The sequence below is a fragment of the Vibrio makurazakiensis genome (assembly GCF_050337375.1).
Classification (GTDB): domain Bacteria; phylum Pseudomonadota; class Gammaproteobacteria; order Enterobacterales; family Vibrionaceae; genus Vibrio; species Vibrio makurazakiensis.
Genome location: NZ_JAKJSW010000093.1, coordinates 1 through 16511, shown reverse-complemented (window position 1 = coordinate 16511; position 16511 = coordinate 1). Strand labels below are relative to the sequence as shown.

The window sequence follows — 16511 nt, the reverse complement described above, 5'->3', positions numbered from 1 at the left end:
GACACAGTTACATCCGTCACAACCTCTTCGCCTTCAGCAACGATTCGATTGATCACAAAGCTCCACTTTCCTTTGGCTGGGTATTCTGAATTCACTCGACCAAAGTTTTCTCGGCCTAGGATCACTTCTTGACTTTGTGGCCAATGAATTTCGCAGTCAGGGCTTAACCACTCTGCTGCTTTAAAAAAGTCGTTACCTTCCATGTCTTGCCAATACGCAAGCACAATGTCTTTGGCTGTCATGTGTTTCCTAATTTAAACAGAAAAAATTCGGGCACTATCTTGTAGTATTGAAGAACTCATTCAGTACCGTATGAGTCATTAAGTGGCGTAAATCAGGGTAAGCTTGTATTTCGTCACGGATCTCATTCAATCGATTCATGCTTCCCACTTCCAAGTAAAGCATCATATCCGTTTCACCACTGATAGCGTGACACCATTTGACGCCTTTAATACGCTGAATCTGACTCGCATACAATTCACAGTTATGAGTCGAACTCGACATATCGAACTTCAAAGCCAAATAAGCACAAACATTATGGTCTGCTTCCTGGCTAGCGACTTGAGTACGATAAGCCAGAATAATGTTATCCGATTCCAACTTTTTTATTCGAGCCGTAACCGCTGAACGCGATAAATTCACTTCCCGTGCAATATCACTGACAGACGTACGTGCATTTACTTTCAATCGTTCCAATATTTGTTGATCAAACTTATCCATTCGTTCCCTACAACTTCCATTTTTGTATCAGGCAATTTGACACAATTCCTACTGGGATTAAATATTTTGTCCCGTTGTTGCATGAATACCTTAACTAACTTCACGCCCGTTAGCGTAATTGGCTCGATTCAAAAACATAATAGCTGTTAATTGTTAGCGATTAGCATGAGCAATACGCATCCGTGTCCATCATATTGACTTTGAACTTATCGTTTTCCGTCAAAGTGACACACGAATGCGACATTTTGAATACTGAAATCAGCTAAGTAACGCGCTATTCTCTAGACCTATAAAAGAAGAATAATGGCTAAGGATTGCATATGGCTGAGCTAAAAAGGGAAATCACGTTACTGTCAGGCGTAGGCCAACTTTCAACCACGTTGCTAGGTACTGGGTTATTTATGATACCAGCGATTGCAGCAGGGATTGCTGGGCCGTTTTCATTATGGGCATGGGTTATTTTATTCATCGCAATTTGTCCGATTGCGCTGACTTTCGCGGCTCTTGGTAAGCGTTACCCTAATGCTGGAGGAACAGCCTATTTTGTTAGAAAGGCATTTGGAGAAAGGCTAGAAACCAGTGTCGCATGGTTATTTTTGAGTGTGATCCCTGTTGGTGTGCCCGCAGCTGTCGCGCTGGCTGGCGGCTTTGCACAACAGTTACTTCCTTCTGGTTTAGACTCCCCTTTGATGGCCCAGATCTTTACTGTCGCCCTACTCATTGGTATCAACCTAATGGGTAGTAAGTCTTCAGGTCGTCTTCAAAGCGTCATTGCGATTTCAATACTGGCCTTAATTGGTGCTTTTCTATGGAAAGCCGATATAGGAACCAGCGACATTGCTATGCCAGCTCTAACCCCCGACTCTTTATGGTCTATTGGACTGGCACTTGGCGTGATGTTTTGGTGTTTCGTTGGCATAGAAGCTTTTGCGCATATGGGAGAAGAGTTTAAAAACCCTGAGCGAGACTTCCCTATCGCTATCATTGTTGGTTGCTTTGTTGCGGGTGCGACATATTGGGCATGTTCTGTTGTGATATTAAAAATGCAAGCTTATGGCTCAGTGGCGTTTGATTCAGCCTCCATTCCATGGATAGCAGAACAACTATTTGGCAATAAATTTAAACTGGTTATCAGTGTGCTCGGATTTTTAGCATGCTTTGCGAGTTTGAACCTTTATACCCAAAGTCTATCTCGTATGTTGTGGGCACAAGCTCGACAGCATAAACCAAGCAGTAAAATGGCCAAGCTTTCCAATACGGGCGTTCCTCACTACGCGACTTTTGCTGTCGGCGGCATCGTTCTAGTATCTTGTGTTGTAGGTGAATATTCAGGGCTTGATTTGGAGTTTTTCTTAAAGCTGGCCAATGGCATATTCGTACTTGTTTATCTGCTGGCTATGGTTGCAGCTTATAAACTTCTATCTGGTATCACTCAAGTATTGGCTGCTATTGCCCTGGTTCTTTGTACTTTAGTCTTTATGTGTTTAGGCTGGTCAATGTTGTATGCGGTGTCTGTCTTTGTAATGCTGTGTTTACCTTGGGATCTTTGGCTGGGCAAGAATAGGAAAGCCGAAGCAAATAGAGAACTCTAACAAACATCCCATTTGAAATTAAAAACCAAGTGAAGCTTGGCTAACCTAACTCAGCCAAGCTTCACTCGCTCAGCAATTTAACGGCCTTGTTGCTCATTGAGCACCCAATGCTTAAAGAAGACCTCTGATAATTTGGCAATTAGTGGATCAATGTCTGTTTGCTTCACATTGCCGAAACCAAGTACGGCCCCATTCCACTCTCGGCGTTTCCCCTTAAGAAGGTCATCAGAAATGTGTTTTCCGTCACCTGTCTTGGCTTTTTCGCCTTCATAATAATGCAGCGGACGTAGAATTATCCCGATGTCTTTAGCTTGCTCACACAATGCACTTTCACCTGGACAATCAAACCATTTTATCGTCACATGCAAACCTGCAGGCTGGCTTATAACTTCAACTTTTCCTTTAAACTCTCGCTGAATCGCTTCCGTCATTGTTAAGTATTTTTGTTTGTAGACGCGTCGCATTTTTCGAATATGTCGTAATAAACTGCCTTCAACAATGAAATCCGCTAATGCAGATTGAGTGTGTGAAGGTGAATCCCCACTAAGGGCATCTTTGATCTCATTACACCGCGCAACCAGGCTTTCAGGCACAACCAAATAGCCCAGCCTAAGTCCGTTAAACATCACTTTACTGAACGAGCCCACATACATGATTCTATCGTCTTGACCGAGCTTACCCGCGAGGCCTTGCATACTCGTGTATGGACGATGAGCAAATTGAAATTCGCTGTCGTAGTCATCTTCAATGATCCAGCGCTGATTATTATGTGCCCACTCAATAAGCTTTAAACGTTGGTCAGTATTTAGAGTTGTTCCCATGGGATATTGATTGCTCGGTGTCACATACAACGCCTTAGCATCACTAAGCAGCACTTGATCGATGTTAGGCCCCACGTGCTCATGGACAGCAAGCGGTTCACTAATAAGCCCGAGTAACTTGATAACCTTACGCATCTGCGAGTAACCCGGTTCTTCCATCATCACCGTATCTTTGGGCTGTAAAATTGCGAGGAGCGCAATGGTCATCGCTTGCTGCGCACCACTGGTTATTATGATCCTTTCAGGGTTACACACCACTGAACGACTACCCGATAGGTAATCGCTCAGTCCGGCTCTTAACTCCAAACTGCCTTGTATTTGCCCACTGCCCGCCAAGCATTCTCTAGAACTATGTCGTTGCAATAACCGCTGCCACTTCGTGAACGGGAATAGACTCAAATCTGGTACACCCGGTGCAAACGCCTTATTCAGTTCCAGAGATGTCGATAGATTTACCTCAACCACCCCAACCTTTTCGTTGGAAGTGAGGTAATGTTCTGGCAGTTCGACAGATACATAAAATCCAGACCCTTTTACACTGCGAATGTATCCCTCAGCAACTAATTGATCATAAGCTAAGATAACGGTATTTCTGCTCAACCTAAGCTCATTGGCAAACTTCCTAGTCGAGGGAAGCTTTCCCCCTTTCGCCCATAACCCAGCAATAATTTTCTCTCTAACTCCATGAAACAACGCGCTTTGTCTACTGTTCATTTTTTCATCGAGTTCAAAATCACCGACATCAATTGGCTGCATAACTGGATCCATTCACTTGTAAAAACTGGTTCTACATTCCGAACCACCGTAATCATATAGTAGCGAAAAGAGACAAGGATTGGAGGCTCAATATGTTATCAAACACGCAAAGAACACAAATTAAAAAAGGCGCACACAAAGCTGTTTTAGAGACAGAAAAACTACATCAAATCATTGATGAAAGTCTGATTGCTCATGTGGCGATCAATAACGAATCGAGTCCAGTGGTTATTCCAATGTTGGCATGGCGCGTTGACGATCATGTTTATATTCACGGGGCGAGAAATAGTCGATTATTGAGAAGCTTAAAAGACGGAGCAAAAACGTGTTTAACCTTCACATTGTTTGACGGATGGGTACTCGCTCGTTCAGCATTTCACCATAGTGCGCACTATCGTTCTGCTGTCGTATTTGGTTCATTTGAAGTAATCGATGACAATTCTGAAAAAGATCGTCTACTGAATATTTTTATCGAGCAGATTGCACCGGGAAGAACCGACGAAATACGCTTAAGTAACGACAAAGAACTCACTGCCACTGAGTTGTTAGCGATCCCACTTACTGAAGCATCTGTAAAAATCGGTAAGCACGGAGTCAATGACGATAGAGCCGACCTTGATATACCAGTATGGGCTGGTGTTCTTCCCTATCGTACCGTTGTGGGACCACTAGAAACGACCGAAGATCTGTCCGATACGATTGAAAAGCCCGATTATCACGCAGCTTATGGTGAACGATGGTATCAAAACGAGAACTAATAAATGTTCAACCCCATTTAATTGTATACAATATATACATCAAAATTTAACGGTAAATGAACAGAAGATGGCTCTTAAAAAGGAATTTTCATCGTGGGGAGGCTTGCTCAATGGGATTGGGCAAGTTTATTTTACTCCCTCTATCTTTGCTTCATTCTTGGTTCTATGTGCAATTGCCGCTGAATCTCCGTCACTGGCCACGTTAACCCTATTTGGAGCAGCTATAAGCTATGGCTTTGCCGTCTATTCCAATAAACTTAGCGCAGATATCAATGACGGCTTATACTCATTAAATGGTGCGTTGATCGGACTCTTCATCGGCAACTTTTATGTCGTAACCCTTTCCAGTTGGTTTATTGTTGCGATTGGGGCGCTTCTGACGGTTCCAGTAGCCAAGGTCGTATTTCGCTTCAAAACCTACCGTGGCTATACCTGTGCTTTTATTTGCATCGCCTGGCTACTCCATGGATCTCTAAGTATCATACCGCAGCTAGAGTTGACCACTTCAAATCTTGCTCATTCATCAGAAACTCACTACCTCGTCCACCTGCCACAAGCCCTACTGCCCATTTTAAATGGGATCAGCCAGGTTGCTTTCATGAACAACGCGTTTGCTGGGTTACTTATTTTATTGGCTATTTTGGTCAACAACATTAAGCATGGTTTATGGGTAGTGCTCGCCGTATCTGTTGCTACTGGCATTAGTTCGTTAGTAGGAGCTTCTCCTACCCTAATTAATCAAGGGCTGTATGGCTATAACGCTACTCTTACAGCCCTCGCATTATTACTTTATTCAGGAATAGCTTGGCCGTTTATTTTAATTGGCGTAGTACTCAGTTGCTTTGTCACCTTGGGCTTCCATTGGTTCGGGTTATTACCACTCACCGCCCCTTTTATACTAAGCACCTGGGCCATTGTTTATTTATCCAAACTACTTGGTAAATACTGCTCCATTAACGTGCAAGGATCGGAATCCAAATAACCCTGATTTCCATGTAAACGCATCAACTCAGCACCGAGTGACGCCATTGGAGTGGATGCGTTTTCTTCAAAGCCCAACTGTTTCGCCATATCTAAATCTTTAAGTAGAGTTTTTACATGCCATTTGACAGGCTCATAATCACGCTCAGCCATTCTTGGGCCGGTGATTTGTAAAGGCAAAGAATCAGCAAAGCCGCCACTAAGAGCTTGTGAGATCTTAGTTGAATCAACGCCAGCCTTTTCTGCAAGAGCAAACACTTCAGCCATCACCAATACATTACAGCTGACAAGCATTTGGTTACCAATTTTGGTGACTTGCCCCGATCCTACTTCACCCATTCTGGTTACATTTTCTCCCAGAACTTGATAGATAGGTTGAAGCAATTCAATTGTCTGCTCGTTTCCACCACACATGATCGCCAAGCTTCCTTTTTCAGCACCAACAACACCGCCAGAAACAGGGTTATCAATCCACTCTACATCAGCGGCATGAAGCAATGCTTTAGCCAAAGAGACAGTCACTTTGGGAGATATACTGGAAAAGTCCATCACGATCTTAACTTTATGATTGTCTGATTTATTGATGGCTTCTAATAAGCCATCTCTTCCAAGAACAATCGACTCCACAGCAGCCGTATCCGAGACACATAGCATCACAATATCCGACGATTCAACCAACGCCTCAACACTCTGCTTCAAACATGCTCCTTTACTAACAACAAAAGATGATTTGCTCGGGGTTCTAGCCCAAACGTTCACGGAGTAGCCAGCATCAAGTAATCGCGCGATCATTGGGTTACCCATCAACCCTAAACCTATAAATCCAAGTGTTTGTTTCATCATAATTCCTTCTATTAAGCACTCAGTAGCTTTGAGTTTCGATCAACTACGTCACAACGGATCACTGACTGGTCTATAACTAGCCCGTTAAGTTGCTGTCGGCTCGCTAAATAGTGATCAGTCAGTTTATGTGCCGCAAGTGCTGCTTCATCCGCATATATTTCATAAAGATAAAAGCAGTGATCATCTTGGTGAGATTGAAGTACATCAAACACATAACACCCAGCTTCATTGGTCACCGACGCTGTTGCGTTCTCGTTCATGATAGATAGGTACTGCTCTTTTTCCCCTTGCTTAACTACGTTTTTGACTACGATACAAAACATAACATTCCTTATTCTTAGATTAATTGCTGAATATTCCTACCAGTGCACGTTTAGGTGCATCGATTGCTAAGTTGAAATGAGTAACTCTCGACTTACTGGCACAGCCAACACTAAGAACACCATGAATTCGTTTTTCGATCAATAATTGTATACAATATTTAATCAGTTTAAATACAAAAGGATTTAAAATGGTGAATAAACCAAAACCATTTAATGGGTTAAGACACTTAGCCTTGACGGTTCATGAGTTTGAGGAGTGTTTAACCTTCTATACAGAAGTTATGGGGATGCAGGTTCTGCGAAAAGCGAACGACAACTTGATATACCTGACCTGCGGAAATGACAACCTATCCTTAGGCCGATCAAGAACGAAGACTGAAGCGACAGCACAAACGTTGGATCATTTCGGATTTGTAGTTGATACAAAGCAAGAATTACAACAGTGGTTTGAATACTTACAATCAATTGGTGTACCGCTATTGGATACACCGCACGATCATAGCGATGGAGCTCGTAGTTTCCATTGTAAGGATCCGGCAGGAAACGTCGTTCAGCCTTTATATCACCCCGCAGTTTCAGGCCAAACGTTGAGTTAACCTGATTTCTTCATAAGGGAACGAATAATAGGTAAAGCCCCATATACTTTCATCAGCAGAAGTATTACCGCTAAACGTCTAATCGGAATCGCTCAATATACTGCTTAGGCGTTACGCCCCTATGTTTCTTAAACATCCGATCAAAGCTTGCGCGGTTGGTATAACCTAGCCGTTTCGAGATCTCTTCTAGCGGTACCGAGTGTTGCATTAAATCCACAGCAGAGTTACTTAATACATAGCCCATAATGGTAGAGAAATTTATACCAAGCTTCTGTAATCGCCTTTGGAACTGTTGCTCAGATAACCCTAGCAAACCAGACACTCTAGCCAGAGTCGGTAAACCAAAATGACAGCTGTAATTAATCATCTCGTAAATCACTTTATGTTGGTCATGGGGATCTGGCATATTGAGAAAGTCATCGAGATCACTAAAGCTCATCGCAAGCGCTGCACGTAAAYTAGTTTGATTTTGATGAGAGGCTAGACGGAGGTCAGCCTTCAACCACACTTCTGTTTGAGAATGGTTCCATTCGACTTCACAACCAAAATAATCTTCATAGAGTGCGCTATTCTCTCTCTTCCCAGACAACATAACGCGAGTTGGTGAGTATTCCTCCCCCAAATATCGACGGAGTATTTTTGTCATAAATACGGCAACACGAACGCTGTCGTGAACCTTAGCATAGGATTCAACCGCACCATTGCTATAAGTCCACTTGATCAAAGGACCAACTTGAACCCCCGCTAAATGAGCGCCTGATTGTAAGCAATGCAATCCAATATTAATGCGTCGGATCGTTGAAGCTAAATCATGTCCAGAGAAGAACCAATGACTTATCGAACCGATCTTATCCAAATCGACTTTTTTAGCCATCTTCAGCATCATGTCAGGGTCTTTCGTGGCTTCTTCCAGGCTAATTAACCATTTACACATTTCCTTCGTCGGAATCAAATTCATGGCGTTATGAAATACCGAGCTAGGTATCGGTAGTTGAGATGCTTTCACACCATAGTAAGAACGGCTTAATTGATAAACACCAAGTAGCCCCAGTGCTCTTATAAAATTTACGTTATCGCTCATTGTGATCCCCAACCGCCAGAATAAACAGATTACATCAAAAATTAACGAAGATTAATACAATCTGTAGGATAACGCTTAATTACCTGTCATTAAGTCAAAATGCCGAACATGACCAAGAACAGGATAATAAAATGAGTTTACTTAGTGTTCCATTCGTAGGAACTGGTGCTGACACAGCCTTACATGTCGTTGCTGGCATTGTGCTAATCGCAACAATTGCAGCAGCAGGATACGGGTTTTGGCGTTTACATGAACTCCCAATCAACAAAGCTCACAGCAAAGATCATCATCAAATAGGATTAATCACCGCCTTAACTTGGATTGGCTTCGTTTGGCACTGGGTATGGGTCATTGCCGTCATTCTTGCTTTTGTTGATATGGAAAAAGCCATTCTTAACCTTCGAGACACTTGGAAGAGTCCCGCAAATCAACAGGGATCAAGTATGCAATCTGAAGAGGAAACATCATGCTAGAAGGCTTAGCGGTTTGGGCACTATTTATTTACTTATTAAGACTGGTAGGCATGCCTTGGAACAAAGTAACCAAAAGTTTTGCCTATCTTGGCGGTACATCCTGGCTACTTTTTGTGTGGGTTGGCTTAWTCAACTACACCCCGATGGACTTGTCAGGAGGCTCTGTTGTCCAATCTCCTCACATTCAACTTCGACCAGACTCTACCGCGGTAACCGGTAAAGTCGACAAAATTCATATTTCACCAAACCAACAAATTACTGAAGGTCAGTTGATCTATGAAATTGACGAAACCAAATATCGTATTGCCCTTGAACAGCAACAGGTCAAGTTAGGCTCTGCACAAGCAGCTCTGCATACAGCAGAACAAGAGGTCGAGATTGCACAGGTTAGCCATGAATCGAGCCTGGAGGATATCACGACTGCTGAAGCAAAAATAAAATCTGCATTAACGGATCTTTCCTTACAGCAGCGAACTCTTAATCGCTATGTCGAACAAAATAAAGTTGTTCAGAACACGATCACAGAAAGCGATATTGATAAACAGACAGCTACTGTTGAATTAGCTGAACATAATATTGAAACGTTAAAATCTCAACTAGCGAAGAAACGAGTTGATGCGAAAAACGCAAAGCTCAATATTCAAAAAGCCAAACTGAATGTCGTAACAAAGCAAAGTGATGTTCAGTCTGCGAAATCGGCGGTTGACCAAGCACAGTGGGATCTAGATAGCACAAGCGTTCGAGCGCCTGCAGATGGGTTCGTGACCAACTTCATTTTACGTGAAGGACAGAGGGTCTCAATGATGCCCCGAATCCAAATGTATACTGATGAAAAATACGTACTGATGCGTGTGAACCACCAGGCCATACGCAATGTTAAAGTCGGCCAAGCAGCTGAATTTGCGTCGGCTGTGTATCCTGGGCATATTTTCTCTGCAACCGTAGAAGGCGTAGTAGAAGCAACCGGAGAAGCGCAAGGCTCTTTAATGGGCTGGGATGATCCCGTACGTGTCACCACAGGAAAGAACTTACAGAACAAACACCACTTTGTTCGATTGAAGATTGCAGAAAATGAGGGTTACGACATTCCAGTAGGCTCTGTGGGCTTAGCTTGGGTCAGCGCAGAAAAGCCAATTAGCTTTATGTCATTCTTAGATGTCATCAGAGGCATCATCATTCGAATGAAATCTCAGTTGTACTACTTCTATTCAATATAGAAAGTAATCGTAAGATAGAAAAAGGTCATTAAGCCAATATACTTTTGCTTAATTCGCAATATGCAAATGCACTTTGCAATAGATTTAATGCATTCAGCTCAAATACGCATCAAATTGATATGAATATAAGGTTTTTCAATGCTAAAAAGTTGGCACGTATGCTGCAATATATTAATTGACCCTTCTTAAGCCGAGGGTCACCTAGCCAACTGACGTTGTTAGTGAACTCAATTGTTCACACTATATATAAGCCAATTGCGATTATTGCAATTGGCTCTTTTTTTATCTAACGCCCACAAATTATTCCTCTTCCCTTTGTGTATACAATTCAAGTTCTTAGTAGTTGCACATGCAAACTATCGTATAACGATACTCTCTCATCTTTACAGACACTCATTCACGCGACGTTTTCTCGACTTATTAATCAGAATGCTAATTAAGTATAATCATCCGCTAAATAGTAAACGTTTAACCATAAAAAAAATAACCGAAGCAAAAATATAACCACCTGATATATATGAAATAAAAAATCAAAAAACAAAGTTAACCCATTTAATTAACAAAAATATCATTGACTAAGTTTTTTAGATCACCATAATGCGCACGTTTACCTGAAATATGGTCGATTTGAATTTAATTTTAATCAACTTGCGGAGAAAAAAATGGCTGCTGATAATAACTACAGTCTTGGGCCGGTACCTACATCGGCTAGGAAAGGAGTCGCTTCACTTACCATGGTAATGCTTGGTCTCACTTTCTTTTCCGCTAGTATGTGGACAGGTGGTTCACTCGGAACCGGTCTTTCGTTTGATGACTTCGTCCTTGCAGTTTTAATCGGTAACTTAATCCTCGGTATCTATACTTCTTTTCTTGGCTACATCGGCTCTTCAACTGGTCTTTCTACTCACCTTCTTGCTCGCTTCTCTTTTGGAACCAAAGGTTCATGGCTACCTTCAGCGCTACTTGGCGGGACTCAAGTCGGTTGGTTTGGTGTGGGCGTTGCAATGTTTGCAATCCCAGTACAGAAAGCAACGGGAATTGACACCAACACACTAATCATTGTTTCTGGTCTTCTTATGACAGCAACGGTGTACTTCGGCATCAAAGCACTAATGGTCTTATCTGCTATCGCCGTACCATCAATTGCAATCCTAGGTGGCTACTCGGTATTAACAGCCGTAGACAGCGTTGGTGGCTTAGAACAACTTCAGCTTATCAAACCAGAAACACCAATGGACTTCTCTGTTGCATTAGCAATGGTTGTTGGTTCGTTCGTAAGTGCAGGTACATTAACGGCCGATTTCGTTCGCTTTGGTAAAAAGCCAGCAAGCGCAGTATTAGTTACAATGGTTGCTTTCTTCATTGGTAACTCATTAATGTTTATTTTTGGCGCAGCAGGTGCTGCGGCAACTGGCCACTCAGACATTTCAGATGTCATGATTGCTCAAGGCCTTCTATTACCCGCTATCATCGTTCTAGGCTTAAACATCTGGACTACAAATGAAAACGCGCTTTACGCTTCAGGTTTAGGGTTCTCAAACATCACTGGTCGCTCAAGCACTGCGATGTCAATCTTGAACGGTATTATCGGTACGATTTTCGCCCTTTGGTTATACAACAACTTTGTTGGCTGGCTAACATTCCTATCGCTAGCTATTCCACCAATCGGTGGCGTAATCATCGCTGATTTCTTCATTAACCGTAAACGTTACAAAGATTTTGCAAACGCTGAGTTCCAAACAATCAACTGGGCTGGCATTATAGCCATGGCTGTGGGCGTAGCTGCAGGTCACTTCCTTCCAGGAATTGTTCCTCTTAACGCTGTATTCGGCGGCGCTATCAGCTACCTGGTACTTAACTCAATTTTGAACAAAAAAGCTCTAATACAACAACCCGCTTAAGGAAACAAAATGACGACTCTCCTAATCAAGAATGCAAAGCTTCAGGCTGAAGATGGCTTGAAACAAATTCTGATTGAAAATGGTCAATTCAAAAAGATCATTGATAACGAAGCGGCTATAACCTTTGACGGTGAAGTGTTAGACGCAGAAGGTGGTATTGCTGTTACTCCTTTTTGTGAACCGCATATTCACCTAGATACTACTCAAACGGCTGGTGAGCCAAGCTGGAATATTTCAGGCACCCTGTTTGAAGGTATTGAACGTTGGTCTGAGCGTAAAGAACTGCTAACGATTGAAGATGTAAAATCTCGCGCAAAGCAAACTCTAAAATGGCAGATAGCTAACGGAGTTCAACACGTACGTACACACGTTGACGTTTCAGATCCAACGTTGATCGCATTGAAAGCGATGATTGAAGTTCGTGAAGAAATGAAAGAATGGGTAGACATTCAAATCGTTGCTTTCCCTCAAGAAGGTATTCTTTCTTACCCAAATGGTAAGGAACTACTTGAAGAAGCAGTTCAATTAGGCGCTGATGTTATCGGTGCTATTCCACACTTCGAGTTCACTCGTGAGTACGGGGTTGAGTCACTACACTATGTTTTCGAGTTAGCACGTAAGTACGACCGTTTAATTGACGTTCACTGTGATGAAATCGATGACGAACAGTCTCGTTTCGTTGAAACACTTGCAGCTCTAGCTCATAAATATGAAATGGGCGAAAAAGTCACAGCAAGCCACACAACAGCAATGGGTTCGTACAACGGTGCTTACGCATCACGCTTGTTCCGCCTACTGAAAATGTCAGGTATTAACTTTGTGGCAAACCCATTGGTTAACATTCACCTGCAAGGGCGCTTTGACGATWACCCGAAACGTCGCGGTGTAACTCGCGTGAAAGAAATGCTAGCAGCAAACATCAACGTATGTTTCGGCCATGATGATGTTTTCGACCCATGGTACCCACTAGGTACAGCAAACATGCTACAGGTTCTGCATATGGGTTTGCATGTGACTCAGGTTATGGGCTACGACCAAATCAACGAATCGTTAGATTTAATCAGCAAAAACTCAGCGCGCACACTTAATATCCAAAACAACTTTGGTATTCAAGAAGGCAACTCAGGTAGTTTATTGATTCTTCCTGCTGAAAATGGATTCGATGCAGTACGTCGCCAAGTGCCTGTTCGTTACTCCGTTCGTCACGGTAAAGTAATTGCAGAAACAATGCCTGCTGTAACTTCTATTACTCTGGATAAAGAAGAAGCTGTTACGTTCAAATCTGCACGAACAAATAGCGCTTCAAAGCCAGTTTCAGTAAAACCTGTAAATGCTTAAATTCATTTAGCTCAAACAGTTAAATACAAAAAAGCCAGTAGCGAGAAGCTACTGGCTTTTTTATTAGTCATTTACTCTAAAAAGCTCTAGTGACTACAAAATTTCGATCGTATCTAAGTTAATATTTCTAACAAACAGTACAATAAACTCTGTACATTGAAATCGACCGTGCTATTATAACTTCGCTCTGTTAGCCAGAGTTATTTAAGTTAGAGTAAAAGTAAAAGTGACAAGTAAATTCGTAACACGTATTTGTAAGTAGTTTTTCCTTATTTCTTAGCAATATTAAATAAYTTTAAGTAACAGCGCATTGCAGCTATGCAATCAACAATTTAAAAAATTTATGAATAAGGGACAAATTATGTCTAACACAAATACTGGCACTGTAAAATGGTTTAACGAAGAGAAAGGTTTCGGTTTCATTTCTCAAGACAACGGCGGCGCTGACGTATTCGTACACTTCCGTGCAATCGCTTCAGAAGGCTTCAAAACTCTGAAAGAAGGCCAAAAGGTTTCTTTCGAAGTTGAAAACGGTCAAAAAGGCCTACAAGCAGCTAACGTTGTTGCTCAATAATTAGCATTTTAAGCTAATAAAAATTTTAAGGCGCTGATTTTTATCGGCGCTTTTTTCTGTCTGCTATATAATTATTTCTCACTCACATTCTCGTCACCTCCCTCAATTTTCACTTGCCCCCTTTCTTATATAAAGCTCAAATCATTAAGCCAATGATTTATAGATTTTTTATGTAATTAATCTTTCATTATTTAGAGCAAATAAAGAAAAAATCCGCTAGTCTTAGACATAGGTTACTTAGTTGGTACTTATAGTCGTAGTAATAAGATGAATAAAGACGAATTTCAAAAATCGACCGCTAACTTAAAAAAAGCAGTCCCTCTCATGATGAAGAATCGAGTATCAACCACTCCAGCAAACTATGCACTGTGGTATACATACGTCGATAACGCGATCCCTAACCTTACCAAAGATATGGATGAGGTCATTGAGCAATACGGTATTTGTCCTCCAACCATCGGCGACCAGCTCTATAACAACTATGTCGCGAGTAAAGCCGAAACCAACATGCACGAACTCAGGGCAAGCATTGAAGTATTAGTAACAGAAGTTGCTAGCTCAATGAATGACACCTTGGCCGACACCTCCGCATTCACAGAAATGATCGATAAAAGCTTCGATGAATTATCTCAGTTTGAGAATGAGGGAATGTCTATCGATAAAGTGATGGGGCTTGTCAGACAGCTTGTATCTGAATCTCGAGATATACGCCATTCAACCCAGTTCCTAAATTCTCAGTTAAACAGTGCTAGCGGAGAAATCGCACGACTTAAAAGTCAACTAGTCGAAGTTCAAAAAGACGCGCTCTTTGATAGTTTATCTAGCCTCTACAATCGACGTTCTTTTGATAATGATTTAAGAACACTTTGTGAAAGCGAACAAACGATGTGTCTTATTCTTTTAGACATCGATTATTTCAAGAAATTTAATGATACATACGGCCACTTATTTGGCGATACCGTGATTAAGAGCTTAGCGAGAAAGCTACAGCTAAACTGCCGTGATGGGATCACAGCTTATCGCTTCGGTGGTGAAGAGTTTGCGTTAATCGTACCGAACAAGTCATTACGAATTGCACGTCAATTCGCAGAGACCAACCGCCGTGCAGTTGAAAAACTATCGATAAAAGATCGTCGCAGTGGCCAGCAAGTCGCGAATATTTCAGCATCATTTGGTGTCGCTGAATATAAACCAGGTGATACAGCAGAATCACTGATAGAAAAAGCAGATACTTTATTGTATGAAGCGAAGTCGTTAGGCCGTAACCGAGTAATGCCACTTTAATAGCACTATTTATCTCGCACACTAAGATTCAATTACATACTGTGAATACTAAAAAGCTGCTCTATTGAGCAGCTTTTTTATTGTGACAAAGTTCAGTCTAGCGGTCTAAAGTTCCAAGATAAATTATAGGTTGAAACTGTAATCTAATCGGTAATCTTCCCCACCCTTTGCAGTAAACTCTTTATCTTCACTGCACGCTTTTGGTTTGCCTTTCTCATCACCTTTTACCAAGCTAATCCAATGACGCATTGCTGCCATGCTTGACTCGGTTGGGATCTGGCTAAATGTAGTGCAAGTCTCCAATTGAATATCGTCGATATCCACCAGCTCAACGCAACCAGTTCCTTTATGGCAACCAAACATCACTTCTAAGTGGCTGCCACTGCCATCTTTAAACAGAATCGAACATGGGTCTGACTTCTCTCCCATGTAGGCTACAAAGTGCTTAGGATGCTTTAAACCACTATGCTGACCATCTTTGAAGTAAGCCAAAATATGGCGGTAGTCAATCACGTAACTGGTTACATCTTGATGTGAACCGTTTTCTAGTGGGAAAAGTCTATCAAGCAGCTGTTTAGCTTTGATCTGCTTTTCATTTTGCTGGTTTGAGCTGATAGTCTCTACGGCAAAGACAGCTTCAGCGATAAATGGTTTATTTTGTTGTGCAATTTCTGTTTTATCGAATGTAAGCATATTCATAGTCTTTCCCTCTTGACCAATTCGGTGACCATTCACCTTTTCAACTTCTAGTTCGGCTACTTCAAGTAACTAATTCACTTGTAAAATCTACCGCTAGTTCATCATTTTTGTGTTCTAGAGCAATAATTCCAAAATGACTTTTATTTAGTTTGTCGTTTTGTGAATTGCTTAATATGTAGACTAGCGCTTTTTTGACTACAATTTCACAACAAAAATTTTACAATGTGAATTTTACAAAATGGCCTTGTCAAAAAGCTTAGTTCGTCAGTCTCATTTCTTAGGTACAAAAATACGTAACCTGAGGAAACGCAACCATCTCACCATGGAGGATCTGTCTGCCCGCTGTATTCGAATTAACCCAGAATACGCACCGTCTGTTTCCTATTTGTCGATGATTGAACGTGGTAAGCGAGTGCCAAGCATTGATATGTTAGAAGTCATCGCTGAAGTCTTTCAAAAAGAACCCACGTGGTTTTTGGATGATGAGCCAGAACAGCAAGAAATTACGCCAGATAAAGGAAACCGAGGCGGAATCAGTGGCATGGCGTTAGAGC

Annotated in this window: 18 protein-coding genes; 11 read left to right on the top strand and 7 right to left on the bottom strand. The window is 41.8% G+C overall.

Annotated elements, in window-relative coordinates:
* Nucleotides 1-242, bottom strand: a 242-nt coding sequence (locus L4C33_RS12060) for a nuclear transport factor 2 family protein (protein WP_428812681.1), incomplete at its 3' end; no start/stop codon positions are given.
* A 34-nt stretch (nt 243-276) separates the two neighbouring features.
* A complete protein-coding gene (locus L4C33_RS12055) occupies nt 277-720 on the bottom strand; it encodes an Lrp/AsnC family transcriptional regulator (protein WP_428812680.1) in 444 nt (147 codons plus the stop codon).
* A gap of 320 nt (nt 721-1040) precedes the next feature.
* On the opposite strand from L4C33_RS12055, the gene yjeH reads away from it, so the two are divergent.
* Nucleotides 1041-2312, top strand: a complete 1272-nt coding sequence (gene yjeH, locus L4C33_RS12050; RefSeq protein ID WP_428812679.1) for an L-methionine/branched-chain amino acid transporter — start codon at nt 1041-1043, stop codon at nt 2310-2312.
* Between the two features lie 77 nt (nt 2313-2389).
* On the opposite strand, the gene pdxR is transcribed toward yjeH, so the two are convergent.
* Nucleotides 2390-3889: a MocR-like pyridoxine biosynthesis transcription factor PdxR gene (gene pdxR, locus L4C33_RS12045; RefSeq protein WP_428812678.1), complete on the bottom strand. Its 1500-nt coding sequence runs from the start codon at nt 3887-3889 to the stop codon at nt 2390-2392.
* Nucleotides 3890-3981: 92 nt separating this feature from the next.
* Here pdxR and L4C33_RS12040 point away from each other — a divergent pair, with 92 nt between their 5' ends.
* Together L4C33_RS12040 and L4C33_RS12035 are read left to right on the top strand one after the other, a co-directional pair.
* Nucleotides 3982-4647 carry a pyridoxamine 5'-phosphate oxidase family protein gene (locus tag L4C33_RS12040; RefSeq protein ID WP_428812677.1) on the top strand — a complete coding sequence of 222 codons (666 nt, stop codon included), beginning with the start codon at nt 3982-3984 and terminating at the stop codon, nt 4645-4647.
* A gap of 67 nt (nt 4648-4714) precedes the next feature.
* A complete protein-coding gene (locus L4C33_RS12035; RefSeq protein ID WP_428812676.1) occupies nt 4715-5629 on the top strand; it encodes an urea transporter in 915 nt (304 codons plus the stop codon).
* Here L4C33_RS12035 and L4C33_RS12030 read toward each other — a convergent pair.
* Both L4C33_RS12030 and L4C33_RS12025 read right to left on the bottom strand, forming a co-directional pair.
* Nucleotides 5566-6471 carry an NAD(P)-dependent oxidoreductase gene (locus tag L4C33_RS12030; protein WP_428812675.1) on the bottom strand — a complete coding sequence of 302 codons (906 nt, stop codon included), beginning with the start codon at nt 6469-6471 and terminating at the stop codon, nt 5566-5568. The genes L4C33_RS12035 and L4C33_RS12030 overlap by 64 nt on opposite strands.
* A gap of 11 nt (nt 6472-6482) precedes the next feature.
* Nucleotides 6483-6794, bottom strand: coding sequence for a putative quinol monooxygenase (locus tag L4C33_RS12025; protein WP_428812674.1), 312 nt, complete (start codon nt 6792-6794; stop codon nt 6483-6485).
* A 188-nt stretch (nt 6795-6982) separates the two neighbouring features.
* Between L4C33_RS12025 and L4C33_RS12020 the strand changes: the two genes are divergently transcribed.
* A complete protein-coding gene (locus L4C33_RS12020) occupies nt 6983-7390 on the top strand; it encodes a VOC family protein (protein WP_428812673.1) in 408 nt (135 codons plus the stop codon).
* A gap of 70 nt (nt 7391-7460) precedes the next feature.
* Here L4C33_RS12020 and L4C33_RS12015 read toward each other — a convergent pair whose 3' ends face one another.
* Nucleotides 7461-8471, bottom strand: a complete 1011-nt coding sequence (locus L4C33_RS12015) for an AraC family transcriptional regulator (protein ID WP_428812672.1) — start codon at nt 8469-8471, stop codon at nt 7461-7463.
* A gap of 131 nt (nt 8472-8602) precedes the next feature.
* Between L4C33_RS12015 and L4C33_RS12010 the strand changes: the two genes are divergently transcribed.
* The 6 genes from L4C33_RS12010 to L4C33_RS11985 all read left to right on the top strand — a co-directional run bounded on the left by L4C33_RS12010 (nt 8603) and on the right by L4C33_RS11985 (nt 15258).
* Complete coding sequence (locus L4C33_RS12010) at nt 8603-8944, top strand: MFS transporter (protein WP_428812671.1); 342 nt, start codon at nt 8603-8605, stop codon at nt 8942-8944.
* Nucleotides 8938-10161, top strand: coding sequence for an HlyD family secretion protein (locus L4C33_RS12005; protein ID WP_428812670.1), 1224 nt, complete (start codon nt 8938-8940; stop codon nt 10159-10161). Before L4C33_RS12010 ends, L4C33_RS12005 begins: the two co-directional genes overlap by 7 nt.
* Before the next feature lie 662 nt (nt 10162-10823).
* Nucleotides 10824-12062, top strand: coding sequence for a cytosine permease (gene codB, locus L4C33_RS12000; RefSeq protein WP_428812669.1), 1239 nt, complete (start codon nt 10824-10826; stop codon nt 12060-12062).
* Nucleotides 12063-12071: 9 nt separating this feature from the next.
* A complete protein-coding gene (locus tag L4C33_RS11995; RefSeq protein WP_428812668.1) occupies nt 12072-13400 on the top strand; it encodes a cytosine deaminase in 1329 nt (442 codons plus the stop codon).
* 361 nt (nt 13401-13761) lie between these two features.
* Nucleotides 13762-13974, top strand: a complete 213-nt coding sequence (gene cspE / locus L4C33_RS11990) for a transcription antiterminator/RNA stability regulator CspE (protein WP_004730009.1) — start codon at nt 13762-13764, stop codon at nt 13972-13974.
* Between the two features lie 267 nt (nt 13975-14241).
* On the top strand, nt 14242-15258 hold the full coding sequence (locus L4C33_RS11985; protein ID WP_428812667.1) for a GGDEF domain-containing protein: 1017 nt from the start codon (nt 14242-14244) through the stop codon (nt 15256-15258).
* A 123-nt stretch (nt 15259-15381) separates the two neighbouring features.
* On the opposite strand, the gene L4C33_RS11980 is transcribed toward L4C33_RS11985, so the two are convergent.
* Entirely contained in the window at nt 15382-15957 is a 576-nt protein-coding gene (locus L4C33_RS11980; protein WP_428812666.1) for an aldolase/citrate lyase/malate synthase family protein, read from the bottom strand.
* A 238-nt stretch (nt 15958-16195) separates the two neighbouring features.
* Here L4C33_RS11980 and L4C33_RS11975 point away from each other — a divergent pair.
* Nucleotides 16196-16511: helix-turn-helix domain-containing protein (locus tag L4C33_RS11975; protein ID WP_428812665.1), on the top strand; the 316-nt coding region annotated here is incomplete at its 3' end.